This window comes from Janthinobacterium aestuarii, assembly GCF_051380835.1.
Taxonomy (GTDB): domain Bacteria; phylum Pseudomonadota; class Gammaproteobacteria; order Burkholderiales; family Burkholderiaceae_D; genus Janthinobacterium; species Janthinobacterium aestuarii.
On sequence record NZ_JBNYXU010000011.1, the window covers coordinates 115783 to 140598 of the forward strand.

The window sequence follows — 24816 nt, forward strand, 5'->3', positions numbered from 1 at the left end:
CCACATACGAGCAACAAACATGAGTAACAATCCTAGTGATCTCAAGGCAAGCGGCCTGAAAGCCACCCTGCCACGGCTGAAGATACTCGATATCTTCCAGAGTAGCCCGGTACGCCACCTGACTGCGGAAGACGTCTACAAGATTCTGCTGGCCGACAATATGGATGTCGGTTTGGCAACTGTCTACCGCGTCCTGACCCAATTCGAACAGGCAGGCTTGCTCAACCGCAACCATTTTGAAACCGGCAAGGCGATTTTCGAACTCAACGAAGGCTCCCACCACGACCACTTGGTGTGCCTCGACTGTGGCCGGGTCGAAGAATTCTTCGACGAAGAAATCGAAATCCGCCAGCAAAAAGTGGCTGAAGAGCGCGGCTTCAAGATCGCCGAACACGCGCTGGCCATCTACGGCAACTGCACCAAGACGGCTTGCCCGCACAAAACCGCCTGATCCAGCCTTGCCGCTCCCACGGGAGCGGCTGGCGCGTCAGGCAGTACGATCAATGATGGCTGAGCGCGCTGGACAGCAACTTGGCCGTGATATCGACAATCGGGATGACGCGCTCGTAAGCCATGCGCGTCGGTCCGATCACTCCCAACGTTCCCACGATCTTGCCGTTGACTTCATACGGCGCCGTCACCACACTCATTTCATCCATCGGCACCAGGTTCGATTCGCCGCCGATGAAAATCTGCACGCCCGTCGCCTTGCTCGACACGTCGAGCAGCTGCATCAAGCCCGTTTTTTGCTCGAACATGTCGAACATCTGGCGCAGCGAATGCATATTCGATGACAGATCGCTCACGCTGAGCAAGTTGCGCTCGCCGGAAATCACCATGTCGTCGCTATGGTCGGCCATCGCTTCGCTGCCCGCTTCCACGGCCGCCTGCATCAGGCTGCCCATATCGTCGCGCAACTGGCGCAGCTCGCCCTGCAGGCGCACGCGCACGGCGTCGAATGACAGGCCGCCATAATTCTGGTTGATGTAATTGGCCGATTGCACCAGTTGCGCCGGCGTATAGTCGGCCTCCGTCAGCAATAAACGGTTCTGCACGTCGCCGCCTGGGGCGACGATGACGAGCAGGATGCGTTTTTCGGACAGGCGCAGGAATTCGATTTGCTGGAACACGGATTCGCGGCGCGGGCTGAGCACGACGCCGGCAAACTGCGACAGCGACGACAGCATCTGCGCAGCGTTGGCGATGGTTTTTTGCGGCTGCGGCGTCTGCAGGCGCATGCGCGACTCCACCAGATGCTCGTCCAGATGCCGGACGGTCAGCAAGGTGTCGACAAAGATGCGGTAGCCGCGCGGCGTGGGGATGCGTCCGGCCGAGGTATGCGGACTGGACACATAACCGAGCTCTTCCAGATCGGCCATGATGTTGCGGATCGTGGCCGGCGACAGGTCGAGGCCGGAAATTTTCGACAAGGCGCGCGAACCGACCGGCAAGCCGTCGGCGATATATCGCTCGACCAGGGCTTTCAGCAGTGTTTGGGCACGTGTATCGAGTTGCATGGTGTTTTATTTAAGCAAGTGTTTTGTTAAGCAAGCGGCAACGAAAGCGGCCGAACATGCATCAACAGCGCCTATTATGCACGTTCGCCCGTCCGGCGGCGATCAATCTTCCAGTTGCCCCTGCAGCCACAGCAGCAATTCATCAAAGTTGGCGCAGATGGCGTCGGGGTGCACGCCGGCGGCCAGGTGGGCGTCGCTACCCTTGCGGTTCATCCACACGGCACGCATGCCCGCCCCTTGCGCTCCCGTCACATCGAAATACAGATCGTCGCCGACATACACGGCTTCATGCGGCGCCACGCCCAGCGCGGCGCAAGCGGCCAGGAAGATGCTGGCGTCGGGCTTGGCCACGCCAAAGTCGCTGGCGGCAATCGACACTTTAAAATGTTGCGCCAAGCCGATAATGTCAAGGTCCGCATTGCCATTCGAGATGGAGCCGACCAGCATGCGCTGGCCCATCCAGGCCAGGCCAGGCAAGACATCGTCATACGGCCGGACGCGATGGCGCGCCGCCAGGAACTGCGCGATGGCACCATCGATCAGGGCGGGATCCTCGCCGGCAGCTTCGAAGGCGGCCAGCAGGCCCGCGCGGCGCAACTCGATCAGGTTGCCGTGAAAATGCGGTTGTTCATTGAGCATGGCCAGGCGGTGCTGGCGCAGCACCTCGATGGAAAACTGCTGCGCCACCTTGGGCGCATGCGTGGCCAGCCAGTCGTGCAGCAGGGTTTCGGCGGCGGCAATCACGGGCGCGATGGGCCACAAGGTATCGTCAAGGTCGAACAGGATCGCCTTGGGCGGCACGGCAGGTTTTACAGTAGCAAGGGACATGGGATTCACGGTGGATGCCGCGCCACAGTGCGCAGCCTGCATCTATTGTCGCACCGATCGCCGCCTCCGGCATGGCTGCGCCCCCATGAAATGGGGCCGGGCCAGCGCTTCCCGGCGAAAAATTGTTACAGGGTGATACAAGGCAAGATCATTCAGCTTGCCAGATAGACTAAAATAGGCGCCATTCCAATGCGGCGCCAGCGTCCGCGTTGCGCTACCCAACCTAATTCGTTTTGGAGAATGTATGAAAAATTTGTACCTGCGCTCGATGCTGGCGGCGGCTTGCGCCGTCACATTGGCGGCCTGCGGCGGCAGCGGCGGCAATCTGTATCTGCAAGGCCAAGTGTCCAACCTGGCAAAAGATGGCCTGATCCTCCAGAATGGCGACGAAAGCTTGCCTGTTGCAGCCGGCGCGACCTTCTTTACGTTCACCAAGCTGCTCAACAATGATGACCGCTATGACATTACCATCAAGCAGCAGCCGAAGGGCGCCGTCTGCAAAGTGGTCAACGGCAGCGGCAAGGCGTCGAGCTACTCCGCATCGCCGGCCGTGGTTAGCTGCCTGACCAACAGCTACCCGCTGAGCGGCACGATCACGGGCCTGACCGCGAACGGCCTGACCCTGTCCATTGGCAACAACAGCACCAGCCCGCTGGCAGGCAGCACCACCTATACGTTTGCGACGGTCGATGACGGTATTAAGTACGGCATGGTGATAACGACCTACCCAGCGGGCCAGACCTGCAAGTTCGTGGGTTCGGCCAGTGCCGACGGCCGCGATGTCGTCGGCACCATGGGTTCCGCCGCCACGACCGGCGCCACACTGAACTGCACGGCGCTGTAAGCCACGCGATTCGTCACCACTATATTGGATTGGAGAAATACATGAAGTTATCCTGCCTGCGCCCACTCGCCGCTCTGCTGCTGACCCTGGGACTGGCCGCTTGCGGCGGCAAGGCCTCGTATGATGTCAGCGGCACCATCAGCAATTTGAACACCAACGGCCTGATCCTGGTCAACGGCGGCGACAGCGTCTCACCTGCCGCCGGCACCACCACGTTCACCTTTGGCAAACGCATCGACTATGGCACCGACTACAACATCACGGTCAAGCAAAACCCTGCCCACATGAATTGCACCATCAGTGGCGGCACCGGTTCGGCTGGCCACTACGTCAGTATCCAGGCATCGGTTTCCTGTTCGCAAAACATGTATACGGTGGGCGGCACGGTTAGCGGCCTGACGGCGGATGGATTGGTCTTGATCAACGGCAATGCGCAAACCACGGTGGCCAAAGGCAGCACGACCTTTACCCTGGCGGCGCCTGTCGCCGATGGCGACAAGTACGGCATCAGCGTATTCACCCAGCCGACTGGCCTGGTATGCGCCGTAGCACCGGGCACCGGCGTGGGCACCATGGGCGAAGCGAACGTGACCACCGTGCAGATCGCCTGCAATCCGGGCTAACGGTGTGACGCTGGCAGCCGCCACGCGGCTGCCAGGAAGAGATATCACTGAAATATATAGTTGATATTCAAAATATAAATTGGAGTTATATGTGGCGATGCAGCATAATGCATCTGTCTCCTCCAACTCTTCCAAGAATTGGATTTAGCCCGCTTTTACCAGCGGGCTTTTTTTTGCCCAAAATTCCTCAAACGGGTTTATTCAAGCCCGGCTGCAGCATTTGCACGATGCTGGAAAAATCCTGCTGCGCATAACCGGCTTGCGCATGCATCTGGTACAACTGGCGCACCAGCCCGCCTAAAGGCGTGGGTGCGTTTGCCGACAGGGCCGACTGCTGCGCCAGGCCCAGGTCTTTCAGCATCAGCGCCGTGCCGAAGCCGCCCGTGTAATTGCGCGACGCGGGCGTGCCATCCATGACGCCGGGCCACGGGTTGTACACTTCCAGGGTCCAGTTGCGGCCCGAACTCTTTGCCATGATGTCGGACAACACTTTCGGGTCCAGGCCATGCGCCACACCGAGGTTCAGCGCCTCGGCCGTACCGGCCATCAAGATACCCAGCAGCATGTTGTTGCAAATCTTCGCTACCTGGCCCGCACCCGCCTCGCCCGCATGAAAGATGTTCTTGCCCATCTTTTCCAGTAATGGACGCGCCTGCTGCAAGGCCGCTTCGCTGCCGCCGACGATGAAGGTCAGGGTGCCTGCCGCCGCGCCCGCCGTGCCGCCCGAAACGGGCGCATCGATCATGGCAAAGCCGCGTTCGCTGGCCGCCTGCGCCACTTGGCGCGCCACATCGGCGGCGATGGTGCTGCAATCGATGAACAGCGCACCGGGCTTGGCCGAATCGAGCACGCCGCCGGCCGCCAGGTACAGCTCCTGCACATGCTTGTTGGCTGGCAGCATGGTGATGACGGCGTCGGCCGTCTGCACGGCCGCGCTGGCGGAAGCAGCCGCCGTGGCGCCCGCTTCAACGAGGGATGCGACGGCTGCCGGCGCCAGGTCGAAGACGGACACGTGGAAGCCGGCGGCCACCAGGTTGCGGGCCATCGGCGCGCCCATGTTGCCCAGGCCGATAAATGCAATATGTTGCATGTTCTTGTCTCCCAATTCTTTTAATGTAAATCGGCCAATGGATGCTGTGTCCACGGTGCGGCAAAATATTCTTCCAGATGCGTTGCGCTGACGTCGGCCAGGCTGGCCGGCTGCCACTGCGGCGCGTTGTCCTTGTCGATCAGCAAGGCGCGCACGCCTTCGCTGAAGTCCGCATGGGCGCAGCATTGCACGGCAACGATCAGTTCCAGCTGGAACACTTGCGCCAAACTCATGTGGCGCGTGCGTTCACGCATGGCCCAGACCAAAGCGGCCGAGCTGGGCGCACCCTTGGCCAGCGATTGGGCCGCCTTTTGCAGCCAGGCCGAATCGCCGTCATACGCGGCAATGGCGGCCACCACTTCGGGCAAGGTGGGCGCTTGCGTCAGCGTGCCGATGGCGTCGAAGTTGGCGCGGACTTCGGAGACGGGCAGCATGGATGCGGGCGCCGAAAAGCCGCGCAGCAAGCGGTCCAGCTGCTCGCCGTTCGCCTGCGGGCTGGCTTGCCATTGCGCCAGCGCCAGAGAGTCGAGCACCATGGCGCGCTCTTCCTGGCGCAGGAAATAGTCGCCGAGACCTGTGAACAGGGCGTCGGCCGCGTTCATCGGCGCACCCGTCAAGCCCAGGAACAGGCCGCTGCGCCCCGGCATGCGGCCCAGGAACCAGCTGCCCCCCACGTCGGGGAACAGGCCGATGGTGATTTCCGGCATGGCGATGCGCGTGCTTTCCGTCACGACGCGGTGGCTGGCGCCCGCCATCAGACCCAGGCCGCCGCCCATGACGATGCCGCCGCCCCACACCAGCAGCGGTTTCACATACGTATGGATGCGGTGGTCGAGCCGGTATTCCTCGGCAAAGAAAGCCAGCGCCTGCGGGTTCGGCACGACACCTGGCTGCTCGGCAACTGCCGAGCGCAGGCTGCGCACGTCGCCGCCCGCGCAAAAGGCCTTGTCGGTCGACGAGTGCAGCACCACGCAGGCGATGGCCGCATCACTGGCCCAGCGCACGAGAGCGCCGTCGATGGCGCGTATCATCTCCAGGTTCAAGGCATGCAGCGACTTCGGCGCATCGAGGGTGATGATGCCCAGCTTCATGCCGCCGGGACAGTCGCGCTCTTCGATCTTCACCGTATCAATCAGGGTACTTTCAGCCATTCTTCCACTCCGCCGGACGTTTTTCCAGGAACGCTTGCACGCCCTCTTTCTGGTCTTGCGTATCGAACAGGCCCAGGAACAGGGTGCGTTCATCGGGCAGAGAATTGACGAGCGGATGGCTGCGCGCGCCCTGGATCAGGGTCTTGCACGCCGTCACGCTGCTGGGGCTTTGGCGCGCCACCTTGGCGGCCAGGGCCAGCGCCGTGGCGGCAGCCTTGCCGGTTGGCACGACTTCCTCGACGAGGCCGATGGCCAGTGCCTTGGCCGCATCGACGCGCTCGCCGCATAAAATCATGCGCTTGGCCCAGCCTTCGCCCACCAGCCATGGCAAGTGCTGCGTGCCACCCGCGCACGGCAGCAAGCCGACGGACGCTTCCGGCAAGGCCATCTGCGCGTGTTCTTCCGCAATGCGGATGTCGCACGCCAGCGCGCATTCGAGCCCGCCGCCCATGGCATAGCCATTGATGGCGGCGATGCTGACGCCGCGAAACGCGGACAGCGCCTCGAACGCCTCGCCAAACGCGGCGGCCATGGCAAACGCCGTGTCCTTGTTACCGTCGGCAAACACGTTCAGGTCGGCGCCAGCCGAGAAGAACTTGGCGCCCCCGCCCGTGATCACGAGCGCGTACACGTCCGGGTCGGCATTCAGGTCGGCCACCAGCTGCGTCAGCCCGTTCAGGCTGGCCAAGGTCCACGTGTGGGCGGGCGGATTGTCGAGGGTTACCAGGGCCGTGTGGCCACGGCGTTCCAGCAGTAAATTCGTATACACTTTGCTCATCGTAAGGTCTCCGTGGCGCCGTCTTTCAAAATCGCTCGCGCGACGATCAGGCGCATGATTTCATTCGTTCCTTCCAGTATCTGGTGCACCCGCGTGTCGCGCACGTGGCGCTCGAGCGGATACTCGCGGATGTAGCCGTAGCCGCCATGCAATTGCAGCGCGTCGTTGGCCACATTGAAACCCGCGTCCGTGGCAAAACGCTTTGCCATGGCGCAATACGCCGTGGCGTCCGGGCTTTCCTGGTCCAGTTTCCAGGCAGCCAGGCGCACCATCTGGCGCGCCGCCACCAGTTCCGTCAGCATGTCGGCCAGCTTGAATTGCAAAGCCTGGAATTGCGCCAGCTCGCGGCCAAACTGCGTGCGCTCCTTCATGTACGCTTGCGCGCGCGTCAAGGCCGCCTGCGCCGTGCCCACCGAGCACACGGCGATATTGATGCGCCCGCCGTCGATGCCCTTCATGGCGATGGCAAAGCCTTCGCCTTCCGCGCCCAGCAAATTACCGACAGGAACTTTCACCTGGTCAAAGCTGATGATGCGCGTGGGCTGGCTGTTCCAACCCATCTTTTCTTCCTTCTTGCCATACACGATGCCGGGCAAATTCGCCGGCACGGCAAACGCGGAAATACCAGCCGCGCCCTCGCCGCCGGTTCTCGCCATGACGATCAGCATGTCCGTCTGGCCCGCGCCGGAAATGAAGGCTTTCGTGCCGTCGAGCACATAAAAGTCGCCATCCCTGACGGCTTTCGTGCGCAAGGATGCCGCGTCGGAACCCGACTGCGGTTCCGTCAGGCAATAGCTGGCCAGCTTCTGGCCGGCGGCCAGGGCCGGCACCCACTCGTCGCACAGGGCTTCCTGCCCCCAGCGCGACAGCATCCACGTCGCCATATTGTGAATCGTGATGTAGGCCGTGGTCGAGGTGCAGCCACCGGCCAGCTCCTCGAAGACGATGGCCGCGTCCTGGCGGCTCAGACCCAGGCCGCCCCAGCGCTGCGGCGTGTACAGGCCGCAAAAGCCCATCTCGCCCGCCTTGGCGATGGTTTCCACGGGAAAGATCGATTCCGCATCCCAATGGGCCGCATGCGGTGCCAGTTCCCCTTCGGCAAACGCGCGCGCCGCCTGCTGGAACTCGCGCTGCTCGTCGCTCAGTTCAAAGTCCATGGTCCAGCTCCTTACTTGAGGCTGATGGTCGTGTTGACCTTGCCCACCGAGGCCGCGTCCGTAAACCAGCGCTGGGTAATCGTTTGGGTCTGCGTGTAGAACAGCACAACCTGCTTGCCGAACGGGCCCAGGTCGCCCAGCTTGGAGCCGCGCGATCCCGTAAAGCTGAACAGGGGAACGGGCACGGGAATCGGCACGTTGATGCCGACCTGGCCCACGTCGATTTCTTCCTGGAAGTAACGCGCGGCCGCGCCGCTTTGCGTAAACAGCGCCGTGCCGTTGCCGTTCGGATTCGCGTTCACCAGGGCGATCGCTTCGTCGAGCGTGTCGACTTCGACGACGATCAGGACGGGGCCAAAGATTTCCTGGTCATACACGACCATGCCGGGTTTCACGCCCGACAGAATCGTCGGTCCCACGAAGTTGCCGTTCGGATAGCCATCGACCTTGACGTCACGGCCATCGAGGGTCAGCACGGCGCCCTGCTCGATGCCCTTGGCGACCAGACTGTGCACGCGTTCCTTGGCTGCGCAGGAAATGACGGGACCCAGGTCCGGATTGTCCTTGCCCGCGCCCACGCTCAAGCCTTGCGCCTTGGCGGCCAGTTCCGGCAGCCACTCGCGCGCCTCGCCCACCAGCACGGCAACGGAGGCGGCCATGCAGCGCTGGCCGGCCGCGCCGAAACCCGCACCCAGCAACTGGTTCAAGGTTTGTTCTTTATTAGCATCCGGCAAGACGACGGCGTGATTCTTGGCGCCCATCATGCATTGCGCGCGCTTGCCGTTCAGGCTGGCGCGCTGGTACACATGCGTGCCCACCTTGCTGGAGCCAACGAACGAAATCGCCTTGATGTCCCGGTGGTCGCACAGGGCATTGACCACGTCTTCGCCACCGTGGATCACGTTCAGCACGCCAGCAGGAATACCCGCCTGCAAGGCCAGGCGCACGAGTTTTTCCGTCACGAGCGGATCCTGTTCCGATGGTTTCAGCACGAAAGTATTGCCGCAGGCAATTGCCATCGGGAACATCCACAAGGGGATCATGGCTGGGAAATTGAACGGGGTAATGCCGGCGCACACGCCCAGCGGCTGCATCACGCTGTAGGTATCGACGCCGCCGGCCACGTTTTGCGCGTATTCACCCATTTGCAGGGTGCCGATATTGGCCGCGTGTTCCACCACTTCCAGGCCACGGAAGACGTCGCCTTCCGCGTCCAGCAAAGTCTTGCCCTGTTCCATCGTCAAGGTGGCGGCCAGGTCGGCCATGTTTTCACGGATCAGCTGTTGCAGCTTCAAAAAGATACGTGCGCGCGCGCCGATCGGCGTCTTGCGCCAGATTTTGAAGGCGCGCTGGGCCGAGGCGATGGCCGCGTTGACTTCGTCCGGGGTCGCGAACGGCACCTTGGCCAGGACTTCCTGCGTGGCCGGGTTGACGACGTCGCGCCAGACGGTGGTTCGGGATTCAACCCACTCGCCGTTGATCAAGAGGGGAACGGTCGGAATAGCGTTTTGCGTGGTCACTCGGTGTCTCCTTGTGTGGGTATCAGTCTGTTTGCATTATTCGCACAATCGCCGCCGCGAACAAGGCGTGAAAATGCGAGATAATGCAAAGCTGAATCTGTTAATCTGCAAAGATTGTAAATTTGCAGATTCCACAAACCGGGGAAGAGGAAACGCGATGGCGAAGGTTTTCATGGGCGTGCGCCTGCAGCGGCTGCGCGAGGAAAGGCGCATGACGCAGGTGGCGCTGGCCAAGTCCCTGGGTATTTCGCCCAGCTACCTGAACCAGATGGAACGCAACCAGCGTCCGCTGACGGTGCCGATTTTGCTGCGCATCGGCACGGTGCTGGGTGTCGATCCGCAAATCTTTTCCGAGCACGACAGCGCCAGCCTCGTGGCCGACGTGCGAGACGTGTTCGGCGAATTGCCCGACGCGCCGCCCACGTCGATGGCGGAACTCAAGATGCTGGTGGAAAACATGCCGGAGCTGGCCCGCTCGATCTTGCTGCTGCAGCGGCGCTACCGCGTGATGGCGGAGCGGGCTGACACTTTGGCCGCGCGCCTCGACGACGGCAGCCGCGGCGCCAGTTCGGCGGCCCCGTCCACGGACGAGGAAGTGCGCGAATACCTGAACCGGCGGCAAAACTACATCGATGAACTGGACCGGGCGGCGGAACTGGTGGCCGGCGAATTCGATCCCGCCCTGCGCACGCTCGACGCGCTGCAAGGCCGGCTGCTGGAACGTCACGGCATCGGAGTGCGCTTGTCCGATGGCGACGCGGGCATGGTGCGCAAGCACCGCTACGACGCCCAGCAACAGATCCTGTGGCTGCCCGACACCCTGACGGGCGGCCAGCGCGCCTTCCAGATGGCGGCGCAAATCAGCTTGCTCGAACACAGCGACTTGATCGACGCTCTCGTGCTGGCGGCGGGATTGTCCGGTGCGGCCGCGCAAACGGGCGCGCGCCTGGCGTTTTCCAATTATTTCGCGGGCGCCCTGCTGATGCCCTACCAGCGCTTCCTGCAGGCGGCGGAAACGCGCGCCTACGATATCGAGCGTCTGGCGCACCAGTTCGGCGTAGGTTTCGAAGCCGTGTGCCACCGCCTGAGCACCATGCAGCGCCCCGATTCGGCCGGGCTGCCGTTTTTCTTCGTGCGCGTCGACCGCGCCGGCAATGTCTCAAAGCGCCAGTCGGCCACGGATTTTCACTTTTCAAGGGTGGGCGGCACGTGCCCGCTGTGGATCGTCTACGACGCCTTCAGCCATCCGGGACAGGTGCTCACGCAAGTAGCCAGCATGCCAGACGGCTGCACGTATCTGTGGATCGCGCGCCAGGTCAGCACGGCGTCGCCGGGCTTTCGCGCGCCCGGCAAGACCTTTGCCGTGGCGCTGGGCTGCGACATCTCGCAGGCGCACCGCTTGATCTATTCGAAGGGACTCGATTTGCACGACCCTTCCAGCGCCACGCCGATCGGCACGGGCTGCAAGGTGTGCGAGCGCCAAAGCTGCCCGCAGCGGGCGTTTCCGTCGCTGCTGGCACCGCCGCCAGCATCAGCCTGATTTATTCGGCGACCCGGGCGCGCAGCGCGTCGAATTCGCGCGTAAATTGCGCGCGCCAGTCGCGCCGCGTGCTCTCGTCGATCCAGGCCGCGTCGAGACCATTGAGCATGAAACCGCGCATGTCGTCGAGGCCGAAGCCGAATTCGCGCATCATCATCCAGGCGCCCGTCGGCGTCACGTGGTGCAGGGTCGGATCGTCCGTGTTCGGATGCAGTTTCAATCCCAGCTTGGCCATGGCGCGGATCGGGTGATCGAGCGCCCAGCGCTCGGGCGCCAGGGTGCGCAAATAATACGAATTGGTCGGCACCACGGTAAACACGAGGCCGCGCTCCACGCAACGCTGCGCCAGTTGCGGATTGTCGACGATCGTGTAGCCATGGTCGACCCGGTCCACCTGCAACTGTTCGATGGCCGTCTCCACGTTCATCCACGGCATGCCGAATTCGCCCGCATGCGCCGTGCATTTGAAACCGGCTGCGCGCGCGGCACGGTAGGCTTCGATGAAGAGTTCCGGCGGGCGGTCGTTTTCGCGGTAGTCGATACCGATGCCGATGACTTCCGGCGCGCGGTAAGCCTTCATCCATTCCACCATCTGGACGGCTTCCGCAGGAGCCGCTTCGCGGTCGATGCTGGGGATCAAACGGCCGATCACGCCGAAGTCACGCTGCGCGTCGCGGATGGCGGCCACGATGGCGTCTTGCGCCGACTCGTAACGGATGCCCGACACGCGCACGGTGCCGGTGGGGTTCCAGAAGAACTCCGCATAGCGCACGCCGTGGCCATGCGCGTCTTCCAGGTATTCGTAGGCGAGGCAATACAGGTCCGTCGGCGAGACGATCAGATGCGCGTCAAGCGCGCGCAGCACGCGCAGCACGCCGACGGGCTTGTCGCCGCGCGTGTAGAACGCGTCGATTTCCTCGGGCGTGACGACATTGCGCGTCTTGGCGGCCAGCGCGCGGAAAGTAGCCTGGCGCACCGTACCGAACAAATGGCAATGCAGCTCCACTTTCGGCATGGCGCGTAAAAACTGTTCGATGCTCAGGGGGGAATTAGACATGAAGCTCGTTTCGTAATGGAGTGGATCAGGCGAGAACGCCGGCGAGGCGCCGCATCAGCAGTGCGATGGCGGCCGGGCCGTCGGCCAGCATCGCCACTTGCGTGTTGATGGGCGCGCGGCGCGGCACGCGGAACTCGCACACCGTCATGCCGCGCGTCAGTTCGCCCGTCAATTCGATGGCCACGTGGGCGCTCTGGAACTGGAACAGCTGCGGCGCTTCCAGATACAGCGCCACCACGGGGTCGTACATGGGCATGGGCACGGAACCGTCGCTGCTGCGGATGCGCACGTACGCTTCCAGGTAGCCGGCCAGACGCTGCGCGCGCGGCGTGCCGATGGCGCGCAACTGCCGCACTTCCCCATTCGTCACCAGCAGCTGGCGGCACAGGTTCAAGCCGAACATGCGCAGCGGGATGCCGGCCTGGAAGACCTGGGCGGCCGCTTCCGGGTCCGCATAGATATTGAACTCGGCCGCCGCCGTGTGGTTGCCCTGGTCGGTGGAGCCGCCCATCAAAATGATCTCGACGATTTTTTCGGCGATGTCGGGTGCGCGCGTCAAGGCGGTCGCCAGGTTCGTCATCGGCGCAATCGCCATGATGGTGATCTGGCCGGGGTGGGCGCGCACGGCGGCGATCAGCGCGTCGACGGCGTGGCCGGCGGCATCAACGGCGGCGCCGGGCGGCAGAATATCTCCTGTCGTGGGCATGCCGCTGTCGCCGAGGATGCGCTGCGCCGTCTCGATGACGCCGGCCAGCGGCTCTTCGCAGCCGCGGTAAATCGGCACCGTCAAACCGTCATGGGTCTTGATGCGCAAGGCGTTGTCGTAGGTGATGTCGACGGGCGCATTGCCCGCCACCACGCTCACGCCCAGCCACTCGATGTCGGGATTGCTGCCCAACAGCAGCATCGTCAGCCAGTCGTCGAAACCGGGATCGGTATCGAGCCAGATCTTTTTCAAGGGTTTGTCCATGATGGTTTCCAGTCGAAGTTAGGCAGCCAGCCACAGGGCGCTATCGGCCGGCAGCACGAAGGACACTGCCGTGCCTTCGCGCCAGGCGGCGCCGCCGGCCGCGCAAATGCCCTTGACCTGGCCCAGCGGCGTTTGCAGCAGGTATTCGACGGTGTCGCCCAGGAAGCCCCGCGCCAGCACGGTGCCCGGGTATTGGCCTGCAACGTCGTCGGCGGTGCAGACGCGCACCTTGTCCGGACGCCAGCCCAGCACCGTGGTGCCGGCGGCGACGGGAGACGTGTACGGCAGGCTGGCGCCCGCGTGGTGCAGCGCGCCGTCGCGGTAGTCGAACAGGTTTTCAAAACCCATGAAATTGGCGACGAAGCGCGTCGATGGCGTATTGAACACGGCTTCCGGCGCGGCCAATTGCTCGATGCGCCCGCCGTTCATGACGACGATGCGGTCGGACAGGGCCAGCGCTTCTTCCTGGTCATGCGTCACGTACAGCATGGTGATGCCCAGTTCGCGCTGGATGCGGCGCAGCTCGGCGCGCATCTGCACGCGCAGCTTGGCGTCCAGGTTCGACAGCGGTTCATCGAGCAGCAGCAGGGCCGGTTCGACGACGATGGCGCGCGCCAGCGCCACGCGCTGCTGCTGGCCGCCGGACATCTGCGCCGGCAAGCGGGTTTCGAAACCGGTCAGGCCCACAGCGGCGATCACGGCTTCCACTTTCGTTTTCAGCAGGGCTGGCGCGACCTTGCGCAGGCGCAGCCCAAAGGCGATGTTGTCGTACACGTTCAGGTGCGGGAACAGCGCATACGACTGGAACACCATGCCGATATTGCGTTTATTCGGCGCCAGCTTGCCGATCTCGCGGCCGTCCAGAACAATGCGGCCCGACTGCAGCGGCATCAGGCCGGCAATCGCGCGCATGGTGGTGGTCTTGCCGCAGCCGCTGGGGCCCAGCAGGGAAATCAGTTCGCCCTGCTCGACGTGCAGGTCCAGGTCTTTCACGGACGTCGTGTTCTTGGCGTAGCCGAGGTTCAGCTTGTGCAGTTCCAGATAACTCATCGTGTATTGCCTCTTACATGTATTTAGAAATGCCCAGCACCTTCTCGGTCACCATCACGAAGGCCATGGTGAACAAGACCAGCAAGGTCGACAGGGCAGCGATCGACGGATCGAAGCTGTTTTCCATATGGCCCAGCATCTCGATCGGCAAGGTGCTGATGCCGGGTCCCGTGAGGAACAGCGAGACGGGCACCTGGTTGAACGAGGTGACGAAGGCGAGGAAGAAGGCGGCGATCACGGCGTTGCGGATATTCGGCAGCACGATCATGAAAAACGCACGCAGGCGCGACGCGCCCAGGGTGATGGCGGCATCCTCGATATCCACGCGCAGGTTGACCAGGCTGGCGTACACGACGCGCACCGAATACGGAATCAACAGCGCGATATGGCCGATCAGCAGGCCCACGTAGACGGGCGCGTTAATCGTCAGCACCAGGTGGTGCAGCAAGCCCAGGCCCACGAGGATGGCGGGAATGATCAGCGGCGACGTCAGCACCTGGCGGATGGCGCCGATGCCCGGTGGCGGCATGCGCGAAAACGCATACGCGACGGGTATGCCCAGCAGCAGCGCGATGACTGTCGCGATCAGGCCGATTTCCAGGCTGGTCTGGAAGGCGCGGCGGAATTCGGGCGCCGACCATACTTCGATGATCCAGCGCAGCGAATACGACTCGGGCGGGAAGGCCAGCGTCTCACCGCCGGAAAAGCCCGCCAGTACGACGATGGCGAAAGGCCCGAGCAGGAACAGGAACACCAGCCACAGGACGGCGCGCGAGAATAAGCTTTCTTTCATACGGAACTCCGGCTCGAGGAAATACGTTTAAGGCCGGCGTTGACCAGCAGGGTCATGCAGACGAGGATGACGGCGATCACATTCGCCGCGCCAAAATCGCTCTCCACGCTGACCTTCTGGTACAGCAGCGTTTCCAGCATCAGCACCTTGGTGCCGCCCAGCAGGGCCGGCGTCACATAGGCCGTCACGCAGCCCGTAAATACGAGGGTGCCGCCGACAACCAGGCCTTCCTGCGTCAACGGCAGGGTGACCTTGCAGAAGACTTGCCATGGATTGGCGCCCAGGGTGGCGGCAGCCGGTTCCACGTCGCGCGGCAGGTTTTCCAGCGCGCCCGCCAAGGACATCAGCATCAGCGGCAGCAGCAGTTGCAGCAGGCCGACAAAGACGGCAAATTCGCTGAACAGCAGACGCAGCGGCTCTTCCGTGAAACCCATGTTGACGAGCGCCGCGTTGAGGGCGCCGTTACGGCCCAGCAACACGATCCAGGCGTAGGTGCGCGCGATCGGCGAGACCATCAGCGGCAGGATCATCATGCCCACCACCAGCCCGCGCCACTTCGGCGACACGCGCGCCACGGCTTGCGCGGCCGGGTAGCCGAGGATGATGGCCGCCAGGGTCACCAGCGCGGCGATGCGCAGGGTGCGCCAGAAGATGGTGCGGTTGAACTCCTGCGAGAAGAAGTCGACGAAACGGTCGACGCCCCACTGCATGCCGTCGCCGACGCGGAAGGCATCGACCAGCAAGGCCAGCACGGGCAGCAGGAAGCAGACGACGATAAAGATCAGCGCCGGCAGGACCAGCAGCAGTCCCAGGCGCTTTTTTGGATCAGCAAACATGGTGTTCTCTCCTCGCCACCACTATTTGCTCATGGCCTTGTTCCACTGCGTCATCCAGTTGCTGCGCTGTTTGATGATGGTTTCCGGCTTGACGAATTTCAGCGAACTGATCTGGTCGGCGCCATAGGTATTGAATTGCGCGGCCGCCACGGACAGGCGCACGTCCTTGTTGACGGGCGAATCGACCAGGTTGGTCGCCAGCTGCGTCTGCACTTCCTTGGACAGCCAGAAATCCATCAGCTGGTAGGCCAGGTCCGCGTTCTTCGAACCGGCGACGATGCCCATCACGTTCATGCCGGCCGCCTGGCCTTCAGCCGGGATGCTCCACTTCAGGGGCAGGCCCGTCTTGAGCATTTGCGACCACGTAAAACGCGCCACGGGCGCGGCCCAGATTTCATCCTGTGCGAACAATGCCGCCAGCTGCGCGCTGTTTTTCGAGAACGTGACGACGTTGCCCTTCATGCCGACGATCTTCGCAAAGCCGGTCGCGTAATCGTCCGTCTTGCCGCCCCAGGCCGCATCGGCCATGCGCAGCATCAGAGGGCCCTGCGTGGTGCTCACGTCGGGGAAGGCCACGCGGCCTTTCAGTTCGGGGCGCCACAGGTCCTTCCACGACGTCAGCGGGGCAATCTTGTCGCTGCGGTACACCAGGCCCACGGAATACAGGGTGTAGCCGACGGCGTAGTTGCCGCCGATGGGGTTTTTCGCCACGTCGTACAGGGCTTTGTAATTGCTCAGCTTGGAGTAATCCATGGGCTGGATGACGCCCTTTTGCGCCGCTTCCAGCATGCCGGAATCGGACAGCAGCACCAGGTCGATCACCGGATTCTTGCTGTGCACCACCAGCTTGGCGATGCGGTCCGCATTATTCCCCGTTTCCACCTTGATATCGCAACCGCATTTGGCCTTGAACGGCTCGTACACATACTTCATGAACAAGGGCTGGGCAATCGGATAGGCCGAAATGACCAGCTCGCGTTTTTCCGCGTGGGCGGCGTTGGCCAGCAAGCCTAGGCTCAACGCCAACATGAGGTGCTTTTTCAAGATGCTTCCTTTCAGGGGACGGCGCTGCGGGACAGCGCCTGTAAAGATGAATCAGAGTCAGAAATAATGCCGCATGCCGGCGATCAGGACGCTTTGCGTTTTGCCACCCGAGGCGCCGAAGCCGAACACGCGGGCGAATGTCGCATCGCCGGCCGCTTTCTGGTAGCTCCAGGTGATGGCGATATCGGTGCGCTTGGACAGGAAGTAATCGGCCTGGAAGTTGACCTGATGCCATTTCGGCGTCTTGTTGATCACGTCATATTTACCGGTGGTAAAGAAATACGAGGCGCCCAGGTTCAACGCTTCCGTCAGCTTGTGGTTCACGTTCAGGTCCACGTTTTGCAAAGTCAGATTGCTTTGATCCAGGTAGTGGTAGCGCACGTTGGTGTACAGCGCGCCAAACTTGGTCTTGCCCACATTATAAAAGCCTCCCGTGCCGGCGATGGCCTGGCTGTCCACGCCGGCGCCCTTGACGGCGCTCTTGTTGAAGATCAACAACGAGCTGCCATAGTCATTGCCGATGGCGCCATTCGGCGCGTCGGGGCTGTTCGGACGGTCCATCTTGGTATACGCGACGGCCCAGCTGAAGGCGTCGACCTTGTAGCCGGCGCCCATGCTGTAGACGCGGTTGCGGTTGGAGTCTTCCGGGTTTTCGCTGAAGCCGTACAAACCCGTGAACGACAGGTTGCTGATGTTCGGGCTCACATACTTGACGGCATTTTGCACGCGCAGGTTGTTGTAGCCATTGTCGTTGTCGCCGATGTGCACGCCGTTACTGGCGATGACCACGGGGCCCAGCAGGTCCTTGACGGCTTCGTACTGGCGGCCCAGTGTCAAGGTGCCCTTGTCATTGCTCGACAGCCCCACATACGACTGGCGGCCGAACAGACGGCCGCTTTGCGAGGCTGTGCCCGTCATGACGTTAAAACCGTTTTCCAGCACGAAGAGTGCCTTGGTGCCGTTGCCCAGGTCTTCCTGGCCGCGGAAACCGATACGGGGATTCTGATTCGTACCGCTCAGCGCATGCGTGCGGCTGCCCTTGCCTTCATCCGATACATAGCCGATACCGGCCGACAGCAGTCCATACACTTGCACGCTGCTTTGTGCCTGCGCCACGCCGTGCGCCGCCAGCAAGCCCCCCACCACCATCGTTCCAGTCATCCATTTGTTCATCGCCGCCACCCTAAAAAGAATAAACCCTGAGTTTTTTGGAATTATTTTATTGATGCATCCCTTGCATGGTGTGCTGCCGCGAGTACCGGCGCCGCCTGGCAAGCGCTTCTCTGAAGATTGTTGCCTTCAAGACAAGTAAAGACCAGTCCAGAATATGGTAAATTGCAGGATAAGAAAATTTGTTTATTTTTATAAATCCATTACTTTTTCTAATAAGCAAACCCATGCATGAACTGAGCAAGAAGATTTCCTTACGACATTTGCAAGCGTTTTCCACCCTAGCCCGGGTAAACAGCTTCAGCAAGGCCGCACAGGAATTGTGCGTGACCCAGCCAGCCCTCAGCGCGTCGATCAAGCTGCTGGAAAATCAACTGGGAAAAAAGTTGTTTAACCGCACAACCCACCAGCTGGAATTGACGCGCGAGGGAAAACTGGCGCTCGACTACGCCACGCATTTATTGAATACGGCAAGCAATACCTTTGCCGATATCCAGCGCGCCATCGGCAGCGGCCGGCACCGCATCCGCATCGGCGCGATTCCCTCGGCCATGGCGATGACGGCCGTCGTGGTGGCACGCTATTGCGAGCAGCATGGCGATGAAGTGGAAATCGTCCTGTCCGACATGCCCAACGACGGCTTGCTGCACGCGCTGCATTCGGGCCAGCTGGACTTTTGCGTGGGCATCGAAGTACCCGGCTCCGTGTCGCTGGAAAGCGTGGGCCTGTTCGAAGATGAGCTGGTGCTGGTGACGGCGGGGCGCCATGCGCTGGCGCCGCTCAAGGAAGTGCGCTGGGACCAGCTGGCGGGCCAGGAAATCGTCGTGTTCACCAAGGGCAGCATCTGGGAGTTTGCCTCGAGCGCCCTGCGCCAGCATGGCTTGAGCCCGTCGAGCCTGTACCAGATGATCCACAGCGAATCGCTGTACGGCGTGGTACGCGCCGGCATCGCCGTGGGCATCATGCCCAGCCTGTACACGACTTTCCTCAACGACGAGGACCTGCACGTGGCGCCGCTGCGCCAGCCCACGTGCAAGCGCAAGATCGCCCTGATGCGGCGCAATGAAATCAGCCGCAACCACCATGTGGATGACTGTTTTTCAGCGCTGCGGCAGGATTTGCAGCAGGTCGACCAGTGGTTTTAAATTAATACTTAAGCAGGTACCTTCAGCAAGTTCGCTAAAGCCACGTATTGCTCCAGCCCCACCGTTTCCGGACGCAGGGTCGGGTCGATGCCGGCCGCCTTGATCTGCTCTTCCGTAAACATGCCGGCCAGGCAGTTGCGGATCACCTTGCGGCGCTGCGAGAAGGCCTTCATGACGACGGCTTCCAGCGTTGCCTGGTCGCAGGCCAGACGCTCGGCCACGGGGATCATGCGCACGATGGCCGATTCCACTTTTGGCGGCGGGTCGAAGGCCGTCGGCGGCACGATGAACAGCAGCGACATGTCATAGCGCCATTGCAGCATCACGGACAGGCGGCCATACGCCTTGCTGCCCGGCTCGGCCACCATGCGCTCGACCACTTCCTTTTGCAGCATGAAATGCTGGTCCTGCACCAGCGGCGCGAAGTCCGCCAGGTGGAACAGCAGCGGGCTGGAAATGTTGTACGGCAAGTTACCCACGATGCGCAGCTTCTGGCCGGCCGGCACGGGGATTTGCGCGAAATCGAATTTCAGCGCGTCGCCCGAGTGAATCGTCAGCTTGGCCGGATTGAACGTCTTTTCCAGGCGCACGATCAGGTCGCGGTCCAGCTCCACCACGTGCATCTGCTTCAGATGGCGCAGCAGCTGCTCCGTCATGGCGCCCAGGCCGGGACCGATCTCGACCATGGCATCGTCCGGCTGCGGCCCGATGGCGGCCGTGATGTCGTCGAGGACGAAGCGGTCATGCAGGAAGTTCTGGCCAAAGCGTTTGCGGGCAACGTGTTTCATAATGTGTTTTCTATTAATGCGGTAAAGCCGGCACAGGCCGGCGGAATCGGTTGAGCAGGCAGCGTCGGGTTACGCCGTGCCGGCTAACCCGACCTACGCTCTATGCTCTGGTCGGGGTGCTGGCGCGCAACATGCCGAGCGCCGTTTGCAGCGCTTGCTCCATGCTGTGGCCGTCGGCCAGCCCCAGCCCTTGCGCGGCCAGGTCCAGCGCCGTGCCATGGTCGACCGAGGTGCGGATCAACGGCAAGCCCAGAGTGATATTGATGCCGCGCCCGAAGGTCGCGTATTTCAGCACGGGCAAGCCCTGGTCGTGGTACATGGCCAGTACGCAGTCGGCGTCCGCCAGGTATTTGTGCTGGAACAGGGTGTCTGCCGGGTAAGGTCCGCGCGCATCAATGCCGCGCGCTTGCGCCGCGGCAATCGCCGGAGCGATGACATCGATTTCCTCGCGTCCCAGATACCCCCCCTCGCCCGCGTGCGGGTTCAGGCCGGTGACGAGGATGCGCGGCGCGGCGATGCCGAATTTCCGTTGCAGGTCCGCCTGGAGGATATCGAGGGTGACGGCAAGGCTGTCCATGGTGATGGCAGCGGACACGTCCTTCAACGGCAGGTGCGTGGTGGCCAGCGCCACGCGCAGGGTGGGTTCGCCATGGCCGGGTTCGCCGGCCAGCATCATCACCACTTGCGGCGTGCCGGTTTTTTCTGCCAGGTATTCCGTATGGCCGGAAAAGGCCACGCCGGCGTCGTTGATCGTGCTCTTTTGCAAGGGCGCCGTAACCATGGCGCCAAACCAGCCGGCTTCGATGCCTTCCACGGCCGCGTCCAAGGTGGCGAGCACGGCGCGCCCGTTTTCCTTGTCCAGCACGCCAGGAATCACATTGTTCACAGTGGGAATATCGATCACGGCCAGGCGGCCGGGTCCGAACTGGGGCAAGCCACTGTTGCGCACGGCTTGCAGCGACAGCGCCGCCAGACGGATGTCCGGGTCGATCAGGCTGGCCGTCAGCGCCAGGAAGGCGGCGTCGCCCAGCAGGATGCAGTTGACCTCATGCCGCATGGCCCAGGCGGCGCGGATTGAGATTTCCGGGCCGACACCGGCCGGTTCGCCACAGGTAATGGCGATGGTCGGGCGGCGGGCAACAGGCAAGTTACTCATGCGCAATCAGTCAGCGGCATTACTGGTCGTCCGCGCGGAATTCGACGTAAGCACGGTCGCGCACTTCGCGCGCCCAGTTTTCCGTCGCTTCTTCCAGCTTGCGTTCGCGCAAGGCGTTGCGTGCGGCAGCGCGCTGCTTCTCTTTCGAGACGTCATCGCTCTTGCGTTCCAGCACTTCGATCAGGTGGAAGCCAAAGCTCGATTCGATCGGCTCGCTCACTTCGCCCGGTTTCAGCGCATTCATCGCCGTTTCAAATTCCGGCACGGTGTCGCCTGGATACAGCCAGCCCAGGTCGCCGCCCTTGGCCGCGGAACCGTCGTTCGAGAACAAACGGGCCAGGTCTTCGAACTTGGCGGCCTTGTTATCGAGACGCTCTTTCAGTTCCAGCAATTTACGCTTGGCTTCGGCCGCCGACAGGGTTGGCGTCACTTTCAGCAGGATGTGGCGGGCATGCGTCTGCTGCACGGCGGCGACGGCTTGCGCCTCGGCAGCGCTGCGGCGGTCCACCAGTTTCAGGATATGGAAACCCGTGTTGCTCTTGATGATAGGCGTGATCTGGCCCGGCTTCAATTTCAGCAATTGCTCCGTGAACAGGGGCGGCAAGCGGTCGCTATTGCGCCAGCCGATATCGCCGCCGCTCAGCGCATCGCTGGCGTCGGAATAGGTGGCGGCCATCTTGGCGAAATCGGCGCCCGTGCGCAGCTGGCGGCTGACTTCTTCGGCGCGCGCGCGGCGCGCGGCGATCTGTTCGGGGCTCGAGTTTTCCGGAATGCGCACGAGAATCTGCGCCAGGTTCAGCTCCACCTGTTCGCTGGCTGCCGCTTTTTCCGCTGCCAGGAAGTTATCCACTTCAGAATCGGAAATCTGGATCTTGGCGTCGACTTCATGCTCGCGCAGGCGCTGCATGATGATTTCATCGCGGATTTCTTCGCGGAAGGCCGCAAACGGCGTGCCTTCCTTTTCCATCTGGTTGCGCAACTCTTGCACCGTCATTTTTTGCTGCTCAGCAATACGGCCAATCGCACGGTCCAGGGTCAGGTCATCCACGCGGACGCCCATTTCCTTGGCCAGCTGCATTTGCGCACGCTCGACGATCATGCGCTCGAGCAATTGACGACGCAGGTCGGCCGGATCGGGCAAGGGCACGTTCTGCGCCTTCATGCGCTGCTCCACGCTCTTGATACGGGCCGCCACTTCATTGCGCGTGATCACATCGTCATTGACGACGACGGCGATGGAGTCGATGGTCTGGCCATTGCTCGACGCGGGCGGCGTGAAGCCCTTGACCGGCGCCGGGGCGGCGGCAGCGGGCTTGGCCGCAGGAGCTGGCGCAGCCTGTTGCGCCCAGACACTACTGGTCGTGGCGCCGGAAATGGCGCACAACAAAACCGTTGCAATTTTGAGTTGGTGCATACTGGCATTACGCATAATGTGTAGAGCGCTCATGAGTTCAGGTGAATAAAAAAACCGGTTTGTGCCAGCGCCGGGAACACCGGCGGCGGCAACGGTGCCTATCTTAACGGAGTGGCTGGCTCAATGTCTGGTAACCGGGGATGGTTTTTGTAAAAGTTTCCAGGCCATTCGCGCCCAAGCCCAGGCCATTCGACAAGCCCGTCAATTCCAGCTGGAAGAAGATCGGCGTCGAGACAGTCTTGGTCGTCGTCACGAAACGCTGCGCGCCCATGCGGAACACCCAGCAGTCGCCCTTGTATTCGAGGCCGACCAGGCTTTCCAGCATGCTGCGATCCTTGATGGAGTAACTGATGCGGCCGACGCCATACAGGCGGTCCGTCAACGGCCATTGGGTCGACACTTCCGCATTGCGCAGGACGTCACGCTGAAAACGGTTACTGAAATTCAATACCTTCTTCGGCCCTGGCTGATATTGCAAGGTGTAGTTGTAGCTCATCAGGCGGCGATCGCTGGGATTGTACTGCACCAGGCTGTCGGCGGTCCAAGTCTCGGACACGCGGCCCGTCGCGGCCAGCAGGATATCCGAACGCGACTGGTTGACGGGCGTCGTCGAGTTGAGTTGCACGCGCTGGTCGGCAAAATAGAAACGCTGGCCGAAAGTCAGGCGCATGCGCTCCGTGCCGTCCGACTGCAAGAAGCGCGAGACGACGGCAGCCGTGACCTGGTTGGCGTCGCCGATGCGGTCGCTGCCGACAAAACGGTTTTCCGTGAAAATCTGCGTCAGGTTGAACGTGCCATCGGCCGTATCGAAGTTCGGAAACTGCGACTGGTCGCGGTACGGCGTGTAGACATAGAACAAGCGCGGCTCCAGGGTTTGCGTGCCGCCCTTGGTGCCAAACAGATTCGAGTCGCGCTCAAACACCAGGCCGCTGTCGACCGAGAAAGTCGGCACGGCGCGCGTAAACGAGGTGTCCTTAAACAGCGCCTTGGTCCGCGCGTCATTGTCGAGCTGGTACGCGCTGGCATTGAGCATCAGCTTGGGCGTGATGAAGTAGCCAGGGCGCATGATGGGGAAACTCACCTGCGGCACGGCCACAAGGCGCGAGCCTTGCACCTGTGTCGGATGTGCGAAGCGCGTCGCCTCCGCGTCGAAGGTCCAGTCGAAACCGCCCCAGACGTCGTATTTGCCTGCATGAAAGTTTACCGCCGGCAAGCGGTCATACGGGCGCGGCACGACCACGTTGGGATCGGGATCCTGCAGCACCTGGTAATTCTGCACGCGCGCCGTCAGGCTCCAGTCCTCGGTGCGGTAATCGGTGCGCAATTCGCGCAGCAACTGGCGCTCGGTGGCGGTGGCGACGGTTTTCGAAAAATCGTTCGGGTAATTATTGTCGGACGCCTCGCGCAAATCCCAGCTGTAAGTCCAGCCCTTGGCCAGCTCCTGCTCATGCTTGGACTTGATCATGTAGCGGTTGGTCTTGGTTTGCTTGTCGTTAGGCAAAAACTCGAACGACGTTTCACCGCCGTACAAGCCGGCATCCGTCTCGCCCATGTAGCGGCCCGTCGCACCGAGCTGGATGCCGCGCCGCTGGATGTAACGCGGAAACAGGGTCAGGTCGCGGTTCGGCGCGATGTTCACGTAATACGGCATCAGCAGCTCGAAACCGTTCTTCGAAGCAAAGCCTGGCGTGGGCGCCAGCCAGCCCGAGCGGCGCGCACCCGACAACGAAAACGAAATGCCCGGCGTGCCCAGGATCGGCACGTCCTTGAAATAGATGATGGTCTTGCTGCCGGTGCCGACGTCGCGGCCCGTATCGAGGTTCAAGGTGCTCGATTTCAGGTACCAGTCCGGATTCGGCCCTTCGCAGGTACTGTACGTGCCGTCGATAACATTCGCTTCGTCGGGATTGATGAAGTCGACGCGCTCGGCCTTGCCCTGGCCGCCGCCCACTGCGAAGCGATACGTCGGGTTGAGCAGGAAACCCTTGCCGGTCTCCATGTTCAGCTTCAGGACGTCACCCGTGTAATAATCGCCGAAACGCCACATTTTGATGTGGCCCTCGGCATCGAACTGATCTTCAACTTGTTTGTAACAAGCTGTATCGGCCGTCATTTTTGTGGTTTTTCCGCGCTCAATCACGACATTCTGGTCGAGATTGATCTCCCTTTCGGGGCGACCGTTCATGCTGTTTGCCGTCATGACGGTGGGCGCGTCGGGATCTTCCACATGCACGGGACGCGGTGCTTTCTGGGCGTGGACAGGCACCGTCGTGGCGGCAACGAGCGCGCTGATGGCGAAAGCCCAGCGCTGCGAGGGGGGGGAGGCCGAAAACCAGCTCATGAAT

The 24816-nt window shown here is 62.2% G+C and carries 23 protein-coding genes; 5 read left to right on the top strand and 18 right to left on the bottom strand.

Annotated elements, in window-relative coordinates:
- The first annotated feature begins 19 nt into the window (after positions 1-19).
- Complete coding sequence (gene fur / locus ACQ4WO_RS24550; protein ID WP_034745717.1) at positions 20-451, top strand: ferric iron uptake transcriptional regulator; 432 nt, start codon at positions 20-22, stop codon at positions 449-451.
- Positions 452-500: 49 nt separating this feature from the next.
- Here fur and hrcA read toward each other — a convergent pair whose 3' ends face one another.
- Both hrcA and ACQ4WO_RS24560 read right to left on the bottom strand, forming a co-directional pair.
- Entirely contained in the window at positions 501-1517 is a 1017-nt protein-coding gene (hrcA, locus tag ACQ4WO_RS24555; protein WP_034745713.1) for a heat-inducible transcriptional repressor HrcA, read from the bottom strand.
- Between the two features lie 102 nt (positions 1518-1619).
- On the bottom strand, positions 1620-2345 hold the full coding sequence (locus tag ACQ4WO_RS24560) for an HAD family hydrolase (RefSeq protein ID WP_436483615.1): 726 nt from the start codon (positions 2343-2345) through the stop codon (positions 1620-1622).
- 244 nt (positions 2346-2589) lie between these two features.
- Here ACQ4WO_RS24560 and ACQ4WO_RS24565 point away from each other — a divergent pair, with 244 nt between their 5' ends.
- Together ACQ4WO_RS24565 and ACQ4WO_RS24570 are read left to right on the top strand one after the other, a co-directional pair.
- Positions 2590-3189 carry a hypothetical protein gene (locus ACQ4WO_RS24565; protein WP_128141703.1) on the top strand — a complete coding sequence of 200 codons (600 nt, stop codon included), beginning with the start codon at positions 2590-2592 and terminating at the stop codon, positions 3187-3189.
- A 41-nt stretch (positions 3190-3230) separates the two neighbouring features.
- Entirely contained in the window at positions 3231-3812 is a 582-nt protein-coding gene (locus ACQ4WO_RS24570) for a hypothetical protein (RefSeq protein ID WP_436483616.1), read from the top strand.
- Positions 3813-3999: 187 nt separating this feature from the next.
- On the opposite strand, the gene mmsB is transcribed toward ACQ4WO_RS24570, so the two are convergent.
- From mmsB to ACQ4WO_RS24595, 5 genes are read right to left on the bottom strand one after another with little or no spacing between them, the layout of a single operon-like run.
- Positions 4000-4902 (bottom strand): 3-hydroxyisobutyrate dehydrogenase, encoded by a 903-nt coding sequence (mmsB, locus tag ACQ4WO_RS24575; RefSeq protein WP_230539170.1) that lies wholly within the window; start codon positions 4900-4902, stop codon positions 4000-4002.
- 20 nt (positions 4903-4922) lie between these two features.
- On the bottom strand, positions 4923-6053 hold the full coding sequence (locus ACQ4WO_RS24580) for an enoyl-CoA hydratase/isomerase family protein (RefSeq protein WP_436483617.1): 1131 nt from the start codon (positions 6051-6053) through the stop codon (positions 4923-4925).
- The gene (locus ACQ4WO_RS24585; RefSeq protein ID WP_046684480.1) at positions 6046-6831 is read right to left on the bottom strand and encodes an enoyl-CoA hydratase; all 786 of its coding nucleotides are present in this window, start codon (positions 6829-6831) and stop codon (positions 6046-6048) included. The genes ACQ4WO_RS24580 and ACQ4WO_RS24585 overlap by 8 nt, the downstream gene beginning before the upstream one ends.
- Positions 6828-7988: an acyl-CoA dehydrogenase family protein gene (locus ACQ4WO_RS24590; RefSeq protein ID WP_282408249.1), complete on the bottom strand. Its 1161-nt coding sequence runs from the start codon at positions 7986-7988 to the stop codon at positions 6828-6830. The genes ACQ4WO_RS24585 and ACQ4WO_RS24590 overlap by 4 nt, the downstream gene beginning before the upstream one ends.
- A gap of 11 nt (positions 7989-7999) precedes the next feature.
- The gene (locus tag ACQ4WO_RS24595; protein WP_436483618.1) at positions 8000-9508 is read right to left on the bottom strand and encodes a CoA-acylating methylmalonate-semialdehyde dehydrogenase; all 1509 of its coding nucleotides are present in this window, start codon (positions 9506-9508) and stop codon (positions 8000-8002) included.
- A gap of 157 nt (positions 9509-9665) precedes the next feature.
- Between ACQ4WO_RS24595 and ACQ4WO_RS24600 the strand changes: the two genes are divergently transcribed.
- Positions 9666-11048 (top strand): short-chain fatty acyl-CoA regulator family protein, encoded by a 1383-nt coding sequence (locus tag ACQ4WO_RS24600; RefSeq protein WP_436483620.1) that lies wholly within the window; start codon positions 9666-9668, stop codon positions 11046-11048.
- A 1-nt stretch (position 11049) separates the two neighbouring features.
- Here ACQ4WO_RS24600 and ACQ4WO_RS24605 read toward each other — a convergent pair whose 3' ends face one another.
- The 7 genes from ACQ4WO_RS24605 to ACQ4WO_RS24635 are packed head-to-tail and all read right to left on the bottom strand — an operon-like array spanning position 11050 to position 17959.
- Positions 11050-12105 (bottom strand): adenosine deaminase family protein, encoded by a 1056-nt coding sequence (locus ACQ4WO_RS24605; protein WP_436483621.1) that lies wholly within the window; start codon positions 12103-12105, stop codon positions 11050-11052.
- Between the two features lie 25 nt (positions 12106-12130).
- Entirely contained in the window at positions 12131-13075 is a 945-nt protein-coding gene (locus ACQ4WO_RS24610; protein WP_436483622.1) for a nucleoside hydrolase, read from the bottom strand.
- Positions 13076-13093: 18 nt separating this feature from the next.
- Positions 13094-14125 (bottom strand): ABC transporter ATP-binding protein, encoded by a 1032-nt coding sequence (locus ACQ4WO_RS24615; protein WP_436483623.1) that lies wholly within the window; start codon positions 14123-14125, stop codon positions 13094-13096.
- Positions 14126-14138: 13 nt separating this feature from the next.
- The gene (locus tag ACQ4WO_RS24620; protein ID WP_034745682.1) at positions 14139-14918 is read right to left on the bottom strand and encodes an ABC transporter permease; all 780 of its coding nucleotides are present in this window, start codon (positions 14916-14918) and stop codon (positions 14139-14141) included.
- Positions 14915-15754 (bottom strand): ABC transporter permease, encoded by an 840-nt coding sequence (locus ACQ4WO_RS24625; protein WP_436483624.1) that lies wholly within the window; start codon positions 15752-15754, stop codon positions 14915-14917. Before ACQ4WO_RS24625 ends, ACQ4WO_RS24620 begins: the two co-directional genes overlap by 4 nt.
- 21 nt (positions 15755-15775) lie before the next feature.
- Positions 15776-16798, bottom strand: a complete 1023-nt coding sequence (locus ACQ4WO_RS24630; protein WP_436483626.1) for an ABC transporter substrate-binding protein — start codon at positions 16796-16798, stop codon at positions 15776-15778.
- Between the two features lie 57 nt (positions 16799-16855).
- Complete coding sequence (locus ACQ4WO_RS24635; protein WP_128141693.1) at positions 16856-17959, bottom strand: porin; 1104 nt, start codon at positions 17957-17959, stop codon at positions 16856-16858.
- A 236-nt stretch (positions 17960-18195) separates the two neighbouring features.
- On the opposite strand from ACQ4WO_RS24635, the gene ACQ4WO_RS24640 reads away from it, so the two are divergent.
- On the top strand, positions 18196-19113 hold the full coding sequence (locus ACQ4WO_RS24640; RefSeq protein ID WP_436483627.1) for a LysR family transcriptional regulator: 918 nt from the start codon (positions 18196-18198) through the stop codon (positions 19111-19113).
- A gap of 8 nt (positions 19114-19121) precedes the next feature.
- Here ACQ4WO_RS24640 and rsmA read toward each other — a convergent pair whose 3' ends face one another.
- From rsmA to ACQ4WO_RS24660, 4 genes are all read right to left on the bottom strand, one after another.
- Positions 19122-19901, bottom strand: coding sequence for a 16S rRNA (adenine(1518)-N(6)/adenine(1519)-N(6))-dimethyltransferase RsmA (gene rsmA, locus ACQ4WO_RS24645; protein WP_436483629.1), 780 nt, complete (start codon positions 19899-19901; stop codon positions 19122-19124).
- Between the two features lie 100 nt (positions 19902-20001).
- On the bottom strand, positions 20002-21057 hold the full coding sequence (gene pdxA / locus ACQ4WO_RS24650) for a 4-hydroxythreonine-4-phosphate dehydrogenase PdxA (RefSeq protein WP_436483631.1): 1056 nt from the start codon (positions 21055-21057) through the stop codon (positions 20002-20004).
- A gap of 19 nt (positions 21058-21076) precedes the next feature.
- Positions 21077-22471 (bottom strand): peptidylprolyl isomerase, encoded by a 1395-nt coding sequence (locus tag ACQ4WO_RS24655; RefSeq protein WP_436483633.1) that lies wholly within the window; start codon positions 22469-22471, stop codon positions 21077-21079.
- A gap of 103 nt (positions 22472-22574) precedes the next feature.
- Complete coding sequence (locus tag ACQ4WO_RS24660) at positions 22575-24812, bottom strand: LPS-assembly protein LptD (RefSeq protein WP_436483634.1); 2238 nt, start codon at positions 24810-24812, stop codon at positions 22575-22577.
- Between the last annotated feature and the right edge of the window lie 4 nt (positions 24813-24816).